The sequence below is a fragment of the Gloeocapsa sp. PCC 7428 genome (genome assembly GCF_000317555.1).
GTDB lineage: Bacteria > Cyanobacteriota > Cyanobacteriia > Cyanobacteriales > Chroococcidiopsidaceae > Chroogloeocystis.
Genome location: NC_020051.1, coordinates 45,246 through 63,065 on the forward strand (window position 1 = coordinate 45,246; position 17,820 = coordinate 63,065).

At 40.3% G+C, this 17,820-nt stretch carries 12 protein-coding genes; all 12 read left to right on the top strand.

The window, feature by feature from the left end:
• Positions 1–166 precede the first annotated feature (166 nt).
• The 12 genes from GLO7428_RS24820 to GLO7428_RS24875 all read left to right on the top strand — a co-directional run bounded on the left by GLO7428_RS24820 (position 167) and on the right by GLO7428_RS24875 (position 17,779).
• Complete coding sequence (locus GLO7428_RS24820; protein ID WP_041919568.1) at positions 167–913, top strand: DUF305 domain-containing protein; 747 nt, start codon at positions 167–169, stop codon at positions 911–913.
• A gap of 248 nt (positions 914–1,161) precedes the next feature.
• Entirely contained in the window at positions 1,162–2,892 is a 1,731-nt protein-coding gene (locus GLO7428_RS24825; protein WP_015328548.1) for an efflux RND transporter periplasmic adaptor subunit, read from the top strand.
• A 9-nt stretch (positions 2,893–2,901) separates the two neighbouring features.
• On the top strand, positions 2,902–6,039 hold the full coding sequence (locus tag GLO7428_RS24830; protein WP_015328549.1) for a CusA/CzcA family heavy metal efflux RND transporter: 3,138 nt from the start codon (positions 2,902–2,904) through the stop codon (positions 6,037–6,039).
• Between the two features lie 24 nt (positions 6,040–6,063).
• Complete coding sequence (locus GLO7428_RS24835; RefSeq protein ID WP_015328550.1) at positions 6,064–6,564, top strand: hypothetical protein; 501 nt, start codon at positions 6,064–6,066, stop codon at positions 6,562–6,564.
• Between the two features lie 145 nt (positions 6,565–6,709).
• Positions 6,710–8,359: an iron uptake porin gene (locus tag GLO7428_RS24840; protein WP_015328551.1), complete on the top strand. Its 1,650-nt coding sequence runs from the start codon at positions 6,710–6,712 to the stop codon at positions 8,357–8,359.
• Between the two features lie 530 nt (positions 8,360–8,889).
• Entirely contained in the window at positions 8,890–10,656 is a 1,767-nt protein-coding gene (locus tag GLO7428_RS24845) for an iron uptake porin (protein ID WP_015328552.1), read from the top strand.
• A 442-nt stretch (positions 10,657–11,098) separates the two neighbouring features.
• Positions 11,099–11,572 (top strand): DUF2808 domain-containing protein, encoded by a 474-nt coding sequence (locus tag GLO7428_RS24850; RefSeq protein ID WP_015328553.1) that lies wholly within the window; start codon positions 11,099–11,101, stop codon positions 11,570–11,572.
• 852 nt (positions 11,573–12,424) lie between these two features.
• A complete protein-coding gene (locus tag GLO7428_RS24855; RefSeq protein WP_015328554.1) occupies positions 12,425–12,904 on the top strand; it encodes a DUF2808 domain-containing protein in 480 nt (159 codons plus the stop codon).
• Positions 12,905–13,794: 890 nt separating this feature from the next.
• Complete coding sequence (rppA, locus tag GLO7428_RS24860) at positions 13,795–14,499, top strand: two-component system response regulator RppA (protein WP_015328556.1); 705 nt, start codon at positions 13,795–13,797, stop codon at positions 14,497–14,499.
• On the top strand, positions 14,486–15,823 hold the full coding sequence (rppB, locus tag GLO7428_RS24865) for a two-component system sensor histidine kinase RppB (RefSeq protein WP_041919569.1): 1,338 nt from the start codon (positions 14,486–14,488) through the stop codon (positions 15,821–15,823). Before rppA ends, rppB begins: the two co-directional genes overlap by 14 nt.
• A 38-nt stretch (positions 15,824–15,861) precedes the next feature.
• Positions 15,862–16,119: a DUF1830 domain-containing protein gene (locus GLO7428_RS24870; protein WP_015328558.1), complete on the top strand. Its 258-nt coding sequence runs from the start codon at positions 15,862–15,864 to the stop codon at positions 16,117–16,119.
• A 238-nt stretch (positions 16,120–16,357) separates the two neighbouring features.
• A complete protein-coding gene (locus tag GLO7428_RS24875) occupies positions 16,358–17,779 on the top strand; it encodes a TolC family protein (protein ID WP_246841447.1) in 1,422 nt (473 codons plus the stop codon).
• Positions 17,780–17,820: the final 41 nt, after the last annotated feature.

The following is a 17,820-nucleotide window of genomic DNA, read 5'->3' on the forward strand; positions in this document are numbered from 1 at the left end:
AATCTCAAAATTTCATCTTGATTTCATTTTTAAATGACAAGCTGGGATTGTGTGCTGTTGAAAATTCTAGAAAAGTTAGCCAGTATACATGGAGACATTTGAATCTCCAGTTGACTGGAGAGATCATAATGAAAAAGCCTCCCCTCTAAGTAGCAATGATATAGGTATGAAGTTTACACAAAGTATTTCTTTGAAAACAGGGTTATTAGCATTGACCTTCGCAGCGATCGCCTCCACAGGCGGATTACTTGCATCTTGTGCAAACACGACTCAAAGCCAAGTCCCTAATACATCTGCAACTGACGCAGGTTCAACTACTTCTCAGAACCAACCATCGCCAAACACCATGACGGATACAGGTGGTATGCAGGGCATGGATCACAGTAGCATGAACCATAACATGGCTATGGACTTAGGTCCTGCTGATGCCAATTATGACTTGCGGTTTATTGACGCAATGCGACTACATCATCGCGGCGCGATCGCCATGGCTCAAGAAGCTCAACAAAAATCGCAACGCCCAGAAATTAGAAAACTAGCAGAAAATATTATTCAAGCTCAAAGTAGAGAGGAAAATGAGCTGTTGCGGCAGTGGCGACAAGACTGGTATCCCAATGCTCCTCAAGAATTTGTAGCTTACGGTAGTGAGAGCAAACCACTGGTACCGATGTCGGAACAACAACAGCAAAGCATGACGATGCTTGAAGACTTAGGACCTGCTGATGCTGAGTTTGACTTGCGGTTTATGAATGCAATGATTGCCCACCATGAGGGTGCTTTGATGATGGCACAAGATGCTTTAGCAAAATCCCAGCATCCGGAAATTAAGAAATTGGCTCAAGAAATTATTGATTCGCAGCAAGCGGAGATTGCTCAAATGAAGCAGTGGCAACAAGCTTGGTACAAACAGTAAGTATCGCACCTAACTTAAAAGTTGTAGAAATTATGGCGAGAATTGTTTTACACTCGCCATAGTCAAAAATTTCATTCTATTTTCATTTTTAGATGAGAAAGTAGAATTTAAGGCAACGATCTGTTTGGTCAGAAAAGCTAACCTTGATTTTGCCATGCCAGCAACTTTAAACAGATGCGAGTGCATCAAGCACATTGTTAAACTCCAGCCTTAGCATTTCCTGTTGTACTTAAGGATATTTGTCATCAATGCAGTACGTCTCCCATCATGCCAAACAATGTACAGCAAGCCGCTGTGTTGCTGGAGCAATGTTCAGTTTGTTGATCTTAGCTACTCCTAACAAAGTTTTAGCTCATGGCGGACATGGAAATGAGTTTCAAGGCGGAGCAAATCAGGCTGCTGACGCAATTCAAGTTGATGCCACAACTGCTAAACGACTAGGAATAAAAGTTGAGCCAGTGACTCGTCAGCCAATAGCTGTAGGAATTAAAACTACAGGTCAAATTGAAACATTACCGAATCAACAAGTTGAGGTAACGGCTCCTTTAAATAGCACGGTAGTCAAATTACTCGCTAACCCTGGAGACAGTGTAAGAAAAGGACAAGCGGTGGCGGTTATTTCCAGTCCTGAATTAGTTCAATTAAGAGTTGAGTCGCAGGAAAAGCAAGCAGAAGGACTGGCAGATCTACAACAGGCACAAGCCGATTTAAGCCTAGCTCGTCAGAACTATCAACGATATTTGCAGATCGCAACAGATGAAACCGCACAAGCACGCAGCCAAGTGGCATTTGCACAAGAAAAGTATAACCGCGATCGCGAACTAGCAGCAGCAGGCGCACTACCGCGTCGCAATGCCTTAGAATCACAAACTCAACTGGCACAAGCTCAAGCCGAACTCACTAAAGCTGCGAGTCGCCGAGATGTACTAGAAGCAGAAGCACAACTCAAACGCGCACAATCAGCTGTTGAGGTAGCTCAATCTCGAATTAACCTCAGTAATGCTAATTACCAAACTCGGCTGCAACAACTGGGAACTCGTGCTGATGCTAGAGGATTAGTAACTGTCACTGCACCCATATCTGGTACAGTTACTGACCGAGAAGCTAGCCTCGGTCAATCATTCCAAGATGCTGGTGGTAAGCTGATGACGATAGTTAATGATAATCGCGTGTTTGCCACAGCAAATATCTACGAAAAAGATTTAGCTCAAGTTAAGACAGGTCAACGTGTAAACATTAAGGTAGCTTCACTCCCAAATCGCACCTTCAGCGGACGAATTACGCGAATTGGCTCGGTAGTAGAAGGAGAAACGCGGGTAGTGCCAGTACAGGCGGAAGTAGATAACCTGAATGGACAACTCAAACCTGGGATGTTTGCAGAATTAGAGGTATTAACTGACCAAACGTCAGCAGAGACAATCGCCATTCCGAGTTCAGCAGTGGTAGACGCAAATGGCAAACAATTGGTTTACGTGCAAAATGGCAATGCTTATATAGCGGCAGAAGTTACTCTAGGTGAAACCTTTGGAGATTTGGTTGAGGTCAAGAGTGGTCTATTCGAGGGAGATTTGATTGTTACTGTGCGATCGCCGCAACTTTACGCGCAATCTTTACGTGGTGGTAGTACAACTCAGGAAGGGGAACAACAGCAAGCACCTATACCCGCAACGCCAACTAGCAACAGTATTCCGTTACCTTGGTGGGTGGTGGGAGCCATCGGAGGAACTGCAATTGGGGCTGGAGCATTTGTGGCAGGTACTCTGTGGTCTAATCGCCGTAACCAACGCCATTTGAGTGGAGCATATGTAGGAGTACCAAATGATGGCTTCGTTACTTCATCAGAAGTTGCTTCGGGGGAGAGTAGTCACCATGAGCCTGAAATCTACGAAGCTCCTATATGGGTAGAAAATAACAATCACCAACCGACACCTAAAGTAAGTCAACTCGAATCCGGCACTAAAAAATATTCTGACTCCTGAAATATCAATATGCTCAATGCCATTCTCAAGTGGTCAATTGTTCAACGTTGGCTGGTTGTGCTGGGAGCAATTATCGTGACGGTGTTGGGAATTTATAACCTAACACAAATGCCGTTGGATGTTTTTCCTAACTTTGCACCACCCCAGGTTGAAATTCAGACTGAAGCACCAGGGCTAGCTCCTGAGGAAGTTGAATCCTTAATTACATTACCCGTCGAAAGTGCAATCAATGGTACTCCTGGAGTTGAAACGGTTCGTTCTTCCTCCGCAGTAGGCATCTCTGTAGTCAAAGTCATTTTTAGCTGGGGAACCGATATTTATCAAGCACGTCAGCTTGTGACTGAGCGATTGCAACAAGCTCAGAGTAAGTTACCGCAAGGTATTGAACCACCCCAAATTTCTCCGATTAGCTCGCCCATTGGCACAGTCCTTCAGTATGCTTTTACTGCTGAAACTACACCATTGATGGAAGTAAGGCGATTAGTTGATCGCGATATTACAAATCGATTATTAGCAGTTCCAGGTATTTCTCAAGTGATCGCGTATGGCGGAGATGTTCGTCAGTATCAAGTTTTGGTTGACCCTGCTAAATTAAAAGCTTTTAATGTCACTTTAGCTGACGTTACAGATGCGGCAGCAGCAGCGAATACAAATGCCGCAGGAGGATTTCTCGTCAGTCCCGACCAGGAATTATTAATTAGGGGTATTGGTCGAATTTCTACAATCGAAGACTTGCAGCGATCGGTAGTTACTGCTCGCAACGGTACGCCAGTCTTGTTAGGTGATGTGGCTGACGTGCAAATTGGTGCCGCCTTGCAGCGCGGTGATGGTAGTTTGAACGGTCAGCGGGCAGTTGTTGTGATGATTAATAAACAACCCCAAGCTGATACCCCAACTGTCACGCAGGCAATTGAAGCCGCAATGGCAGAACTTCAAACCAGCTTACCATCAGATGTCAAGTTTACGGTTACTTTCCGGCAACAAAATTTTATTGATGATGCGATTGAAAACGTTCAAAGTTCTTTGCGAGATGGAATCATCATTGTTTCCATTATCCTGCTGCTATTTTTGATGAATTGGCGCACTGCCATGATCACGCTTAGCGCTATTCCACTCTCGGTGCTGATCGGGATGATCATCCTCAACTTGTTTGGTCAAGCCATCAACACAATGACGTTGGGAGGATTAGTCGTAGCAATTGGCTCAGTGGTAGATGACTCAATTGTAGATATGGAAAATGCTTACCGAGGGTTACGGAAAAATCAACTAGCAGGAACTCCTGTTCATCCGTTTCAGGTTGTTTATGACACTTCAGTAGAAGTACGTGTCAGCGTACTGTTTTCTACGGTAATCATTGCCGTGATATTTGCGCCAATTTTTACTCTTACAGGAGTCGAAGGTCGGATTTTTGCGCCGATGGGTGTGGCGTATTTAGTGTCGATTTTTGCTTCTACATTAGTAGCAATGACACTTTCACCAGCCTTGTGTGCCATTTTGTTAACTAAGCAGCAATTACCGGAGGATGACACCTGGGTTTCGCGCTTTTCCCAAAGATTGTATCGTCCACTTTTGAAGTTTTCGATAAATTTTCCTAGTGTTATTTTGGTTAGCGCAGTTGCGGTGTTTATTGCTTCTTTAATTATTTTAACGTCCTTGGGACGGGTATTTTTACCAGAATTTCAGGAGCGATCGCTTGTTAATGCCATGTTGCTTTATCCTGGCACTTCTTTAGAAGCTACCAATCAAGCAGGTTTAGCAATTCAAGATGCGCTTAAAGATGACCCGCGATTTGAATCAGTGCAGTTACGCGCTGGACGCGCCCCAGGAGATGCTGATGCAGGTGGTGTCAACTTAGGACACGTTGATATTGAAATCAGCGACGAAGGAATGAAAGATCGGGAAACGACGGTTGAGAAGGTAAGAGCAGAATTTGCGAAATTACCTGGAGTTGCACCGAGTATTGGAGGTTTTATTTCGCACCGCATGGATGAGGTATTATCTGGGGTAAGAAGTGCGATCGCAGTCAAAATCTTTGGTCCGGAACTCGATGAATTACGTAGCATTGGCGCTGAAGTGCAAACAGCGATGAGCAACATTGCAGGTGTTGTCGATTTGCAGTTAGAGCCGCAAGTTCCTGTTAAACAAGTACAAATTCAATTTGACCGTGCTACTGCTGCGCGCTATGGTCTTACTGTTGGCAATCTTTCAGAAATGATTGAAACCGCCTTGAATGGTAAAGTTGTTTCTCAAGTATTGCAAGAACAACAACTGTTCGATCTGTTGGTGTGGCTGCAAGCCGATTCGCGTAACAACCTAGATACGATTCGTAACTTACTTGTAGATACTCCCGAAGGGCAAAAAATTCCTCTCGCTCAATTAGCTCAAGTTAACTATGGCACTGGTCCAAATACAATCAATCGAGAAAATGTTTCGCGCTTAATCGTTGTTTCTGCCAACGTAGCTGGGCGAGATTTAGGTTCGGTTATTGAAGATATTCAAGCAAACATCAAACAACAAGTACAACTACCGTCGAGCTACTTTATCCAGTACGGTGGTCAATTTGAATCCGAACAGCGAGCCAGCCAAAACTTACTTGTCTTTGGCACGGTTGCTCTTATTATCATAGCTGTTCTTATGTACTTTGCTGTCAAATCAATACCAGCTATGTTAATGATTATGGTTAATTTACCTCTAGCTTTAGTTGGGGGCATTTTCTCCGTTGCTCTGGGTGGTGGAATCCTCTCTGTAGCATCAATGGTAGGGTTCATTACTCTTTTTGGAGTAGCGACACGTAATGGGCTATTACTAGTAGAAAATTACAACGCTAAGTTGGCACAAGGAATGCAAATAAAAAAAGTGTTACTTGAAGGGTCAACCGAGCGCTTAGCCGCAATTTTGATGACTGCTTTTACCTCAGCTTTAGGTATGGTTCCACTTGTTATAGGTAGCGGGGCTGGTAAAGAAATTTTACAACCTTTGGCTGTTGTTGTCTTGGGCGGATTGTTTACTTCTACTGCATTAACTTTACTAGTTTTACCGGCTTTGTATTCTCAATTTAGTAGACTTTTGGTTCCGAAGCAAATAAAGCAAACAATTCAAACTGAAGGCTTTAACGCACAAAGTGTAACACATCACCAACAAATTTAATCTTATTAAAAAGGAGAAAAGTAAATGAAGTTATTCAAGTCAAGTTTACTTATTATAGGTAGTTTAGGATTTATCTTTCTGGGAGCTTGCAGCAACGGTACGCAAACAGCAAATTCTCCAACTAGTACGGCATCATCTCCTACTGCAACAACTGCCCAAAACCCTTCTACAACCTCTCCAGAAGCAACAGTAAATACAGGCAGTAATAGTAGCAATACAGGTCGCCAAGTTGTCGAGTCAGGTCCTTATCACTTAGAATTTGAAGCTGTACCCGAAAATAATGGTACCCACATCGATTTCTATCTGCAAACAGGTGACGATCATCAAGCAATATCCGATGCAAATGTAACTGCTCAAGTTCAACTTCCTGACGGAAGTCAGAAGGAGCTTCCTCTTAGTTATGATGCTGAAGGAAAACACTACGCTGCTTTGCTCCCTGGGCAGACATCTGGAGAACATCAAGTTGTCGTTCTCTCTGAGATTAAGGGCGAGAAAGTGAACGGTAGATTTACCTTTAATCGCTAAAACTTGACTGGCAGTACATAGAGATCAAAGTTTAGAGCTTTAGTTGATTATTTATCTTATTAGTTGATTATTTGTCTTAATTTTCAATTTGCTACTCAATAGCAATAATTGAAAGTTAATTTTTAGGAGTGAGGCATAAAGTAGAGTGGAAAAAGCTTATATAAACTTGGGGATATTTTGCGTAATTGGAGCGCTTGCCCCAATTCTACCTGCGTTTGCAACAAACGATCTGGGTGGACAAGTCGCACAAGCTTCTACTTTAATGGCTCAATCCGACACTATTTACCATACTAAAGTTTATAGCTTTTCTGAGAATTTAGTAGCTCAAAAAGCTCCCATCACTTCAGTCTCGCAACTATCTGACGTACAGCCAAGTGACTGGGCATTCCAAGCTTTGCGAACATTAGTCGAACGGTATAGTTGTCTTGCAGGGTATTCAGATAATCTATTTCGTGGTGATCGCGTATTAAACAGATATGAGTTTGCTGCTAGTTTAGATACTTGTTTAAAACGAGTCAATAAACAGATTGCAACTGCAAAAGCCGAGCTATTTCCTGAAGAAGATCTAGCCACTTTACAAAAGTTACAAGAAGATTTTGCAGATGAACTTACTGTTTTAGGGAATCGAGTAGATGCACTAGAAGTAGCTACAGCAGAATTGAAAGCAGATCAATTTTCTACTACAACTAAGCTTAATGGAGAAGTTATATTTGCTCTTAGTACAGCGTCTAGAAATAACAAAGCTATTCCTTCTAATGTCTCAACTAGTTCAGTTAGCGATGTTGATAGTAACCTCTCGTTTAGCCAACGAGCAATTTTGAATCTTGAAACTAGTTTTACTGGACAAGACGCACTCATTGTTTCAGTTTACGGCAATAATTTTCCAGATTTTCTTGACGTTACTGGAAGCAAAATGGCACGACTGGTTTACGAGCAAGATACTGGTGGATCTACCGAAAATGATTTTGGGTTGTTTTATCTTTCCTATCAATTTCCTATTGGAGAACGCTTAAATGTTTTGGTTGAGCCATACGGTGGAGTTTTAAGTGATTTTGTAGATACAATAAATCCTTTTTTAGGAAGTGCAGGAGATGGTTCAATCTCTGCTTTCAGCAACCGCAACCCCATTTACTGGCAAAGTAGTTTTGGTGCAGGAGTTGGCGTAACATATAATTTTAGTAACACGGCTAGTTTATCACTAGGCTATCTTGCTACCGAAGCTAGCAATCCTAACTCCGGGCTAACTGGCGGCTCTTATGGGGCGATCGCTCAGCTAACCTTGCGACCAGTTGAAGCTATCAATTTAGGTTTAACTTATGTGCGCTCTTTCAACGGTTTCAGTAATGTAGGAGTTGGAAGCATATACGCTAACGATCCTTTTGATGGAGCAGACAATATAGCTAATTCTTATGGTTTTGAAGCAAGCTTTCAGATTAGTCCTCAGATGGCAGTCGGTGGATGGGTTGGTTATGTTCAAACTGAAGCTATTTCAGGAGCTAACGAAGGAGCCAATGCAACTATATTGAACTATGCTATTACTTTAGCTTTTCCAGACCTTTTTCAAGAAGGTAACTTAGCAGGAATTGTTCTTGGTATACCACCCAAAGTCACAAGTAATGAAATTAATTTACGTGAAGATAAAGATACATCTTTGCATCTAGAAGCTTTTTACCGGTTTCAACTCACTAAAAATATTGGAATCACTCCAGGTATACTAGTTATCACTAATCCAGAACATAACAAAGCTAATAATACTATTTATATAGGAACACTCCGAACTACTTTTTCCTTTTAAGTTTTATCAATAAATATATTAAATCCCATATGTAATACGCTGATATATACTTAACTATAGATTTAAAAACATTGTCCTTTGTTTTACTATTCTACTCGAGATTGTTGTTTTTATATTAAGAATCTATAGGGTATAACTGTACTGTTAAAATAAAATATACTCTTCTTTACTTGAAAGCTAGCTTAATTAGTAAAGTTTTTCGAGTAAGTTATGCTTTTCAACAATAAATATTAAAAAATAGAGAATATGTATAGTCACTGAATCGTTAATAAATTGAAAAATCAAGTCTTATTCTCATTAAGATTTTATAATATATTTCGTATTTATTCTTTGTAGGTAGTGCTAAACGAGTAAAGATGTATTGTATTGGTGAACGAAGTGCCAAATAGCCAAAAGCGATAACGTCTTCCTCACTCCTCTTTATGAAATCCTCTGAATATTTATGATTTTTTTTAGAATATCATTTCATCTTAATTTCATAATTAACTGTCATTATTTATATTAAAAGATTCTTTGGTGTGAGCAAAATTATGCAGAAACTTTTCTGGAGTGTTTTAAAACTAAGCCCAACACTCTTAAGTGCTATATTTCTTTTGCTTGAACGTACTCAAGCTAGTGAAGTACCTGTGAGGGCGTTAGTATCTAACTCTTCTACTATTGTTACAACTCAAGATAGCACTTCACTAAAACAAAACTCTATCAATCCACAAGTTTTTGTAGCAAGCACTACTTCTTCTATCAAAAGTGTTTCAGAAGATATCTTGTCTTCTTCCAGACCTCAACCTCCAGATGTAAAGCTAGCTAATACTTATCAAACTATCGAAAATCCCTCAGCTTTGGATGCACTAGCTCAAGTTACATCAGTTTCTCAATTATCTGACGTACAACCCACCGATTGGGCATTCCAGGCACTGCAATCTTTAGTAGAACGTTATGGCTGTATTGCTGGGTACCCTGATAGTACTTATAGGGGCAATCGGGCTTTGACGCGCTATGAATTTGCTGCTGGTTTAAATGCTTGTTTAGACCGAGTAAACGAACTCATTGCCACAGCAACTGCAGACGCAGTGAATCGGGAAGACCTAGCAACTTTACAGCGATTACAAGAAGAATTTTCAGCAGAACTAGCCACATTGCGCGGTCGCGTGGATGCATTAGAAGCACAAACAGCCGAACTAGAAGCTAATCAGTTCTCTACTACTACCAAGTTAGGTGGGGAAGTTGTATTTGGCTTAGCTGATGTTTTTGGTGATTCAGCTGTTGGTGGAAGTGACTTAGAGTACAATACCATTGCTGCTGTCCGCGCGCGATTAAACTTTGATACTAGCTTTACTGGTAGAGATCTTTTAAGAACTCGTTTACAAGCTCGTAATATTGATAACAACACTGGAGAAACTGGTACCTCAATGACCCGCTTGGGATTTGATGGTGACGAAGGTAATGATGTTATTATTGATGACTTCTTTTACCGTTTTCCACTCAACAACCAGTTTAGAGTCTTTCTTGCACTCAACAGTTTTGAACCAAGAGATTTTATTGATGTAGTCAGCCCTTTCTATAGTAGTGGTGATGGGGCTGTTTCCCGTTTTGGTCGTCTCAATCCAGTTTTGCGAATACCAGATGACAGTTCAGGGCTTGCGTTTGACTTTAAGCTAAATGACACCTTTACTTTAGCTGCTGGATATTTAGTCCCAACTGATTTTGCTAGTAACCCTAGTCAAAAGGCTGGTCTTTCTGATGGTGCATATGCAGCTTTCACCAATGTAGTCTTTAATGCAACCAATAATTTTAAACTAGGTTTATCTTATGTCCGTTCTTATGCGCCTGGGGGTGAGGTCAATCTCACAGGCAGTACAGGTAGTGGCATTGCTCAAGACCCATTAGGAGTTGCAACTTCAGCTGATTCTGTTGGCGCACAAGCACAGTTAGGAGTAGGTGAAGGTTTGATTTTATCAGGTTGGGCTGGTTATACCTGGGCTAAAGCACAAGCTAGTGGTTTAGGTGTTATTGAGGGAAATGAAGCCAGGATTTTTAATTGGGCTGCGGCGGTTTCTTTTCCAGATTTGGGCAAAGAAGGTAATCTTGCTTCTATTATCTTTGGTCAACCACCGAAGGTAGTCGATAGCGATCTGATAGAGGATCAAAATACCTCTTATCATCTTGAAGGTTTTTACCGTTTTAAACTCACAGAAAATGTTTCAATTACTCCAGGAGCATTTGTAATTTTCAATCCAGAACATAACAATGATAATGACACAATCTATGTTGGAACAATTCGGACTACCTTTGAATTCTAAACACAATTAGACTGAAATGTGTCCTTGCCATCAATAATACAAAACAGACAAGGACACTAACTAAACTATTAAAATTATTCTGAATTAAATTAATAAGAAAAATAAATTAGAGGAGTTCTTAATGTTTCTTGAAATAAAGCATTAGACTAAACTATAACATTTCCTAATTCACTTGGGTTTATTTTTTTAAAAATTTTCTCTTCTATAATAAAGGAAGAAGATTATTAATATAGACTATAACAAATCATTTTGATGATAAAACCTCAATTAAATACTACTTAGTTGAATTATTGGTATTATTAATTGCTTTGAAAATAAACAGAATACAAAATAAGTAATATATTGTAGTTCTAAATGTTTAATATTTCACTTTAATTTCACTTGGTAATGTCAAGCTATTAAATAAGGAGTTTACTAATATAACTGCTTAAGGACTTTTGCAATGAATAAATTAATCTTCTCTACTGTTTTTACAATCGCGATCGCGTCTTCAGTTCCAGATGCTTTAGCAGGAGGAGTTTTACGTGATGCGAAAGCTTCTCATCTTGTTCATAGTGGAGCACATCCCAACAATGCTCGTTTATCTGCAACACATCATTTTGAAGTACACGTTCAGGGTGGTGATTTGTCACAACTTACTATTGATGTACCAAAGGGAATGAAAGTAAGCGATCGCATTGTTGTTACTGATGAATCTGGCAAAAAAATTGATAATACGATTTCTGTCAACGATAGGAAGATTGCGATCGCTTTTTCACAACCTATACGTACAGGTACAACGCTATCAGTCTCTATGAAAGGAGTTAGATCGCAATTATCATTGCTTGGTCGTGTATGGCTTTACCCAGTTTATGCAAGGAAGACAGGAATGACCGAAGACATAAGAATTGGTATGGCTAGAATTCAAACGTATTGATGGCATTACACTTATACTTTTTAGACCTGAAGTGATGCTCAGGTCTAAAAAAGTAAATGTTACCCGTCATGCTTATCTCATAAAAAGCCTTTTAGTAGGAGAAGTTTATTTTATTGTCAGCTTTTCTAAAACCAACTTAACATAAACCTGAAATCAATTTGACTATGATAATCAATTTGTTGCTACTAATTTTTAGGTAGATATGTGCTGGTTATTATACTAATAGTTACGAATTCAAAAAAAATGACTGTTGTGTAGTGTATTTCATACTAATTTCATTTTCATGTTCGTATAATAGTATTTAATCACTTACACCCTTAATGCAACATTGGGCTTTTCCACTGTGCTACTCAAGTACAAGCGAAAAGCCTATTTTTTTCTATCAAAATATATCATTCTAAAGCTCTAATAGGCATTAAATCCAAGTGCAGAAGCAAAAATCGTATAGGAACTTCGCATTTTTCAAACTTTGAGAATACTGATTTTTTTGCTGTCTTGAGCAATACTTTCTTTCAGTAGAGACAATCTATCATAAGATAAGTGAAAAGCATTTCCCTTATTGCTTCATTAGACCTCAAGAGTCATAATATTTTTGAGGGATACATATTTCTTAATAAGAATGAATTAAAGTTTCTTTATTTAGCTTAGCTAGTGGTTCTCAAGTATAGATTCTTTAAATTATGTATTCAATCATTATTAATGCTTTGATGCGATAAGTTTAAAGTGCTTTGATAAAGCATAAACATTTTGTTTATCTAGTGTATATATTTCATTCTAATTTCATTATTACCTGTCAGGATAGTAAATAAGAAGAATATGATTTTCTCTCTTGAATTCCAAAGGGCAATTTCAATGAAAAAACTAATTTCGCTTACTACTTTGACTTTATTGAGTATATATTCAGTCCCAGCTGCTTTTGCGGAGGGAGTTCCAGGTGAAACATCTTTTTCTCATCTCTTTCATAGCAATGCACATCCCAATGATGCTCGCGCTTTAAGCGCTATGCATCATTTTAAACTACACGTTCAAGGGAGCGATTTATCACAAATTTCAATAGATTTACCAGAGGGCGTTAAGATTAGGCGAGGAGTTGAAGTTACGGATCAATCTGGCAAGAAATTAGATGCTGATGTTTCTATCAATGACAAAAAAGCTACTGTCGCTTTTTCTCGACCAGTATCTCCAGAAACAATTCTTACAGTTTCGATGAAAGGAGTCCAAACTCCATTTCCTGGATACAGAAAAACTTGGCGTTATTCGGTAAGTGGCAAAAATCAAAATATGGAAGAAGATGTTCTATTTGGTACAGCTCAAATCCAAACTTATGAGTAGTAGATTGCTGCTTAAAAGATAGAGAAGTAAGAGGTGAAGAACCTCAATTTACATAAAATTTAGAAAGAGAAAGTAAACATTTCTAATGAACTTTTATGTATTTTTCAATTACATGGAGTAGTTTTCTTCAGATTTTACTTAGTTGTTACTTCTGATTGGTAAAACTATCTCTTACAACTCAAATAGTCAAAGATTAAGTTGTGTTTTCACAACTTACACCAATACATTAGAGAGGTTTGTCATGAATAAACTGTTGATAGTATTCGGAACTACACTTTTTCTAGGTATAGTTTCTTTTGAGCCTACTGCTTTTGCAAATACAAGTAGTTCTCATGCAAGAACATGCCAAAATATTCCTATAGCTGAACCTAGCGGAGGTGCTACTAGAATTCGGCTTCAAGCCATAGAGCGATGTAACAAAGGCTCCCAGCAATTTACAAAAACTCATCGTCGGAAAATGTGTCAATCTGCGTCTATAGCAGAGCCTACAGGTGGTGCTACTAGAGTAGGGATCCGTGCCATGAATAACTGTTAATATAGACGTTTTGTAGCAATGTTTTCTGAGGCTTGACAATATTAAAGAGTTGTAGCAAACAACAAATTATGGAGTGTGTAGCAGATGAAAAATAAATAGTACCACCTAGAAGAAGCATAAACTTCCCTAGCTGTTATTAAGATGATTTTCTACAGCCTTGAGAACTTCGCAAATTTTCTGAAAACGATTTACTTAAGGCTGTCTCGCTTAATTTATCTTAACATCCTCATTTCCACTAATATTTCATTCTGATTTCATAATCTTGTGTCAATCTATCTTTAAGGATAAACCTTACAATTACTTAAGCAGATACAAATTTGTATACTGTAATACTTATTGAAAATGATTGAGTGTTATGAGAGTGCTGTTAGTTGAGGATGAACCAGATTTAGGATGTGCAATCAAGCGTACTCTAAATCAGGAAAGATACATAGTTGACTTAGTTTTGAATGGTACTGAAGCGTGGAACTATTTAGATGGTCAGTGGACACAATATACACTAGCCATTTTTGATTGGTTACTTCCAGGAGTATCTGGTTTAGAACTATGCAAGCGGTTACGACTTCGGGGTAGCTGTTTACCAGTGTTGATGCTTACAGCTAAAGATCGCATGGAAGATAAGGTTGCAGGATTAGACGCTGGAGCAGATGATTATCTCGTCAAACCATTTGGTATGGCAGAATTGCTAGCACGATTGCGAGCATTGCAGCGGCGATCGCCTCAACTTTCACCCCAAAAACTTCAAGTAGGTAGCCTTAGCTTAGATTACACTACGCGCACAGTTAGTATTCAGAATCAGTCAACTAATGCACAAGTGGTTCCTCTAACAACAAAGGAGTTTCAACTGCTAGAGTATTTCATGAAGCATTCCAACCAAATTGTTACCAGTGAGCAAATTCGTCATCAATTGTGGGAAGTAAGCGCCGAGCCAACCAGCAATGTAGTAGCTGCTCAGATGCGTTTATTGCGACGTAAATTAGGTCAGTTTGGAAATGATGGTTTGATTGAAACTCTACACGGCATGGGATATCGACTAAATGCAACCCATGAACCAAAATAAGCTTTTTTATCTGACTCGTTGGAAGTTAGCAGGTTGCTACTCTGCTGCGATGGGTTTAGTCTTAAGTATATGTGCGCTGGGTTTATACCAAGCGCTTGTTCATGCCCATTGGCAAACTTTAGATCGAGAACTAGAGTCAGTTGCTGGAACATTACATGATAGTGTTGAAAGTGTATTAAAGCAGCCTGGACGTGTAGAACCAACTGCTCAGCAACTCTTACCAGAGCGGAAGCCGCAACAACATATCCTTGGAGCTATTCACCAAGGCGATTACTTTATAAAGTTATTAAACACGGCGGGACAGACCGTTACTACGGCGGGGTTTCAGCCAGAGGGATTACCTACTACCTCAGGAGAGATCACTTGGCAAACAGTTCAAGATACTAAAGGAAATCGCTATCATCAAATTTCCTTACCACTGCACACGCAAGACAATCGCCCTTGGGGATATATGCAGATGGGACGAAGTCTCAACGATGTCGATAATTACCTTGCTAATGTGAAACTAGTTTTATTGCTGGGTTTACCACTTGCTATGGTTTTAGTAGGCAGTGCGAGTTGGTGGTTAGCAGGATTTGCAATGCAACCCATTTACGAATCATACAGCCAAATTCAACAGTTTACCGCAGATGTTGCTCACGAACTGCGAACGCCTTTAGCAGCAGTTGCTGCAACGGTAGAATCAGTATCGGGAATGCCTAACTTACCTGAATCAGAAGCACGGAATATCTTACGCACAATTGAGCGTCAGAATCGGCGGCTCACGACATTGGTTGCTGATTTACTACTACTTGCTCGTATAGAGCGACAACCCATACCAATACGACGCCAAATTTGTTATCTGAATGATATTGTTAGCGATTTAGTCGAAGAACTTGCGGCCTTAGCGATCGCAGCTAAAGTAACAATCAGTTATGAGGCAAGGGTGCATCAACAGATAAAAGTTATCGGTGATGAGGAACAGTTGTATCGCTTGGTTTCTAATATTATTGTTAATGCTATTCAATACACCCTTACAGATGGTCAAGTGAATATTGCTTTGAATTACAGCGATCGCCATGGAATTATTCAAGTTCAAGACACAGGTATTGGCATTGCACCTTTAGAGCAAAAACGGATTTTCGACCGCTTTTATCGCGTCAGTAGCGATCGCGCTCGTCATACAGGTGGTTCAGGGTTAGGGTTGGCGATCGCGCAAGCAATCGTCCAAACACACGGAGGTAGCTTACAGGTGCAGAGTGAACTAGGTAAAGGTAGCACTTTTATAATTCAGTTGCCTTCAATAATCAATCAATTTTCAAACCTTAAGCTGACTAAACAGTAGTATTTTTACTAAAAAGCCATTATTTAATACTAACAATTATGGCTCAAATGTCTGCTGCTTTATTTGATGAACGCTTTGAACAAATTCTTTGTGGCTATGTTAATACTACAAGACAAGTTCAAATTTTGCGGATTGCCAACCCAATTAGTAGCTGGTTTGAACGAGTTATTTTTCCAGGACAACGTATCTTGTTCTTTGCACTACCAATTACTTATTTAGAAATCTACAGTAGCGAAATACCTAGTACAGTCTTAATGGACAAGATTCTATGCGATCGCTTGCGTATTAATTCATAAAAAACTGATCGAAAACTATCAATAAGTAGGATGAAAAGGAGTGAGAATTAATATTTTGAGCTATACTCGCTATTTTATAGCTGTAAGTATAAGCACAGTAACGGCTTTAGGAAACATTGAGCCAAGTAGGTCTCAAAACGTTTTATCAATTACTCAGCAAAACATTGATAGTTCGAGTCAGAGTATTCAATCTCAGGCAAACGAATTTTCTAAGCAACTACAAGATGTAATAGTACCAGTGCGTACAAGCACTCCAATTCAAAACAATTTAAACTCTACTCCCAGTAGCTCCCCTAGTCCAGGGTTATCAACAGAAGCTCCAAATTATCTCAATCCCAATCCCAACCCACTACAATTTCCTACACGACCGGAAGAAGTACGCGTCCAGGGTACGCAGCCAATCACACTACAACAAGCGTTGGAACTGGCACAGCGAAACAATCGACAGTTACAAGTCGCCAGACTCACAGTTGAACGCAGTCGTGCAGCACTACGCGAAGCACGCTCCGCATTGTATCCTAGTGTCGGTGTAAATTCAGGAATTTCGCGCTCGCGCTCAGCCCAATCGGAGTTGCAGCAACGTATTCAAGAAAATCAAGGCATTCCCCAAACGGACGAAGGTTCAATCAGCACCGTGCTCAGTGGAACAGCGGAACTGAGTTACAACCTTTATACTTCCGGCGAAAGAAGTTCGCGAATTCGTGCCGCCGAAGAACAAGTGCGCTTGAGTGAATTGCAGCTAGAGCAAGCTACAGAAGAGTTGCGTTTGAATGTTGCAGATGATTACTACAATTTGCAAGCAGCTGATGAACTAGTCCGGATCAATCAATCTGCTGTCACCAATGCTCAAGCGAGTTTACGCGATGCCCAAGCGTTAGAGCAAGCAGGAGTAGGGACTCGATTTGCTGTACTACAAGCGGAAGTACAGTTAGCAAACGCTACACAAGATTTAACTAATGCGTTGGGTCAACAACAAACAAGTCGTCGTCAGCTAGCATCGCGACTGAGTATCGCACAATTGGTAAATGTTTCTGCGGCTGACCCCGTGCAAATCTCAGGGTTATGGAATTTGCCTCTAGAAGACAGTATTGTGCTGGCGTTTCGCAATCGTGCAGAACTCGAACAGCAACTTGTACAGCGCAATATCAGTGAAGCACAGCGACGCTTGGCATTATCTCAATTAGGACCACGCGTCAGTTTGGTGACAAGTTATAACGTTCTAGATGTGTTTGATGATGGAGCTGGTCTAGCAGATGGTTACTCGCTGGGAGCCAACGTGTCGTTAAATTTATATGATGGGGGAGCCGCCCGCGCTAGAGCAAGACAAGAAGAAGCTAATATTGCGATCGCCGAGACAAATTTTGCCGACACGCGCAACCAAGTCCGTTTTGAAGTGGAAGAAGCTTACAACACGCTTCAATCAAACTTAGCAAACATTCAAACTGCATCGGTCGCATTAGAACAAGCACGCGAAGCATTGCGATTAGCACGCTTACGCTTCCAAGCCGGAGTCGGGACGCAAACCGAAGTCATCGATGCAGAAAACGACCTCACCAACGCCGAAGGCAATCGCGTCACGGCAATTTTAGACTACAATCGGGCGTTAGCAAGATTACAGCGCGCAGCTAGTTCAGATCCGCAATCTGGAGGACTTGAGTAAGTCAACCGCCCTACCCACAGGGGAATGGGGCTTGTAACTGA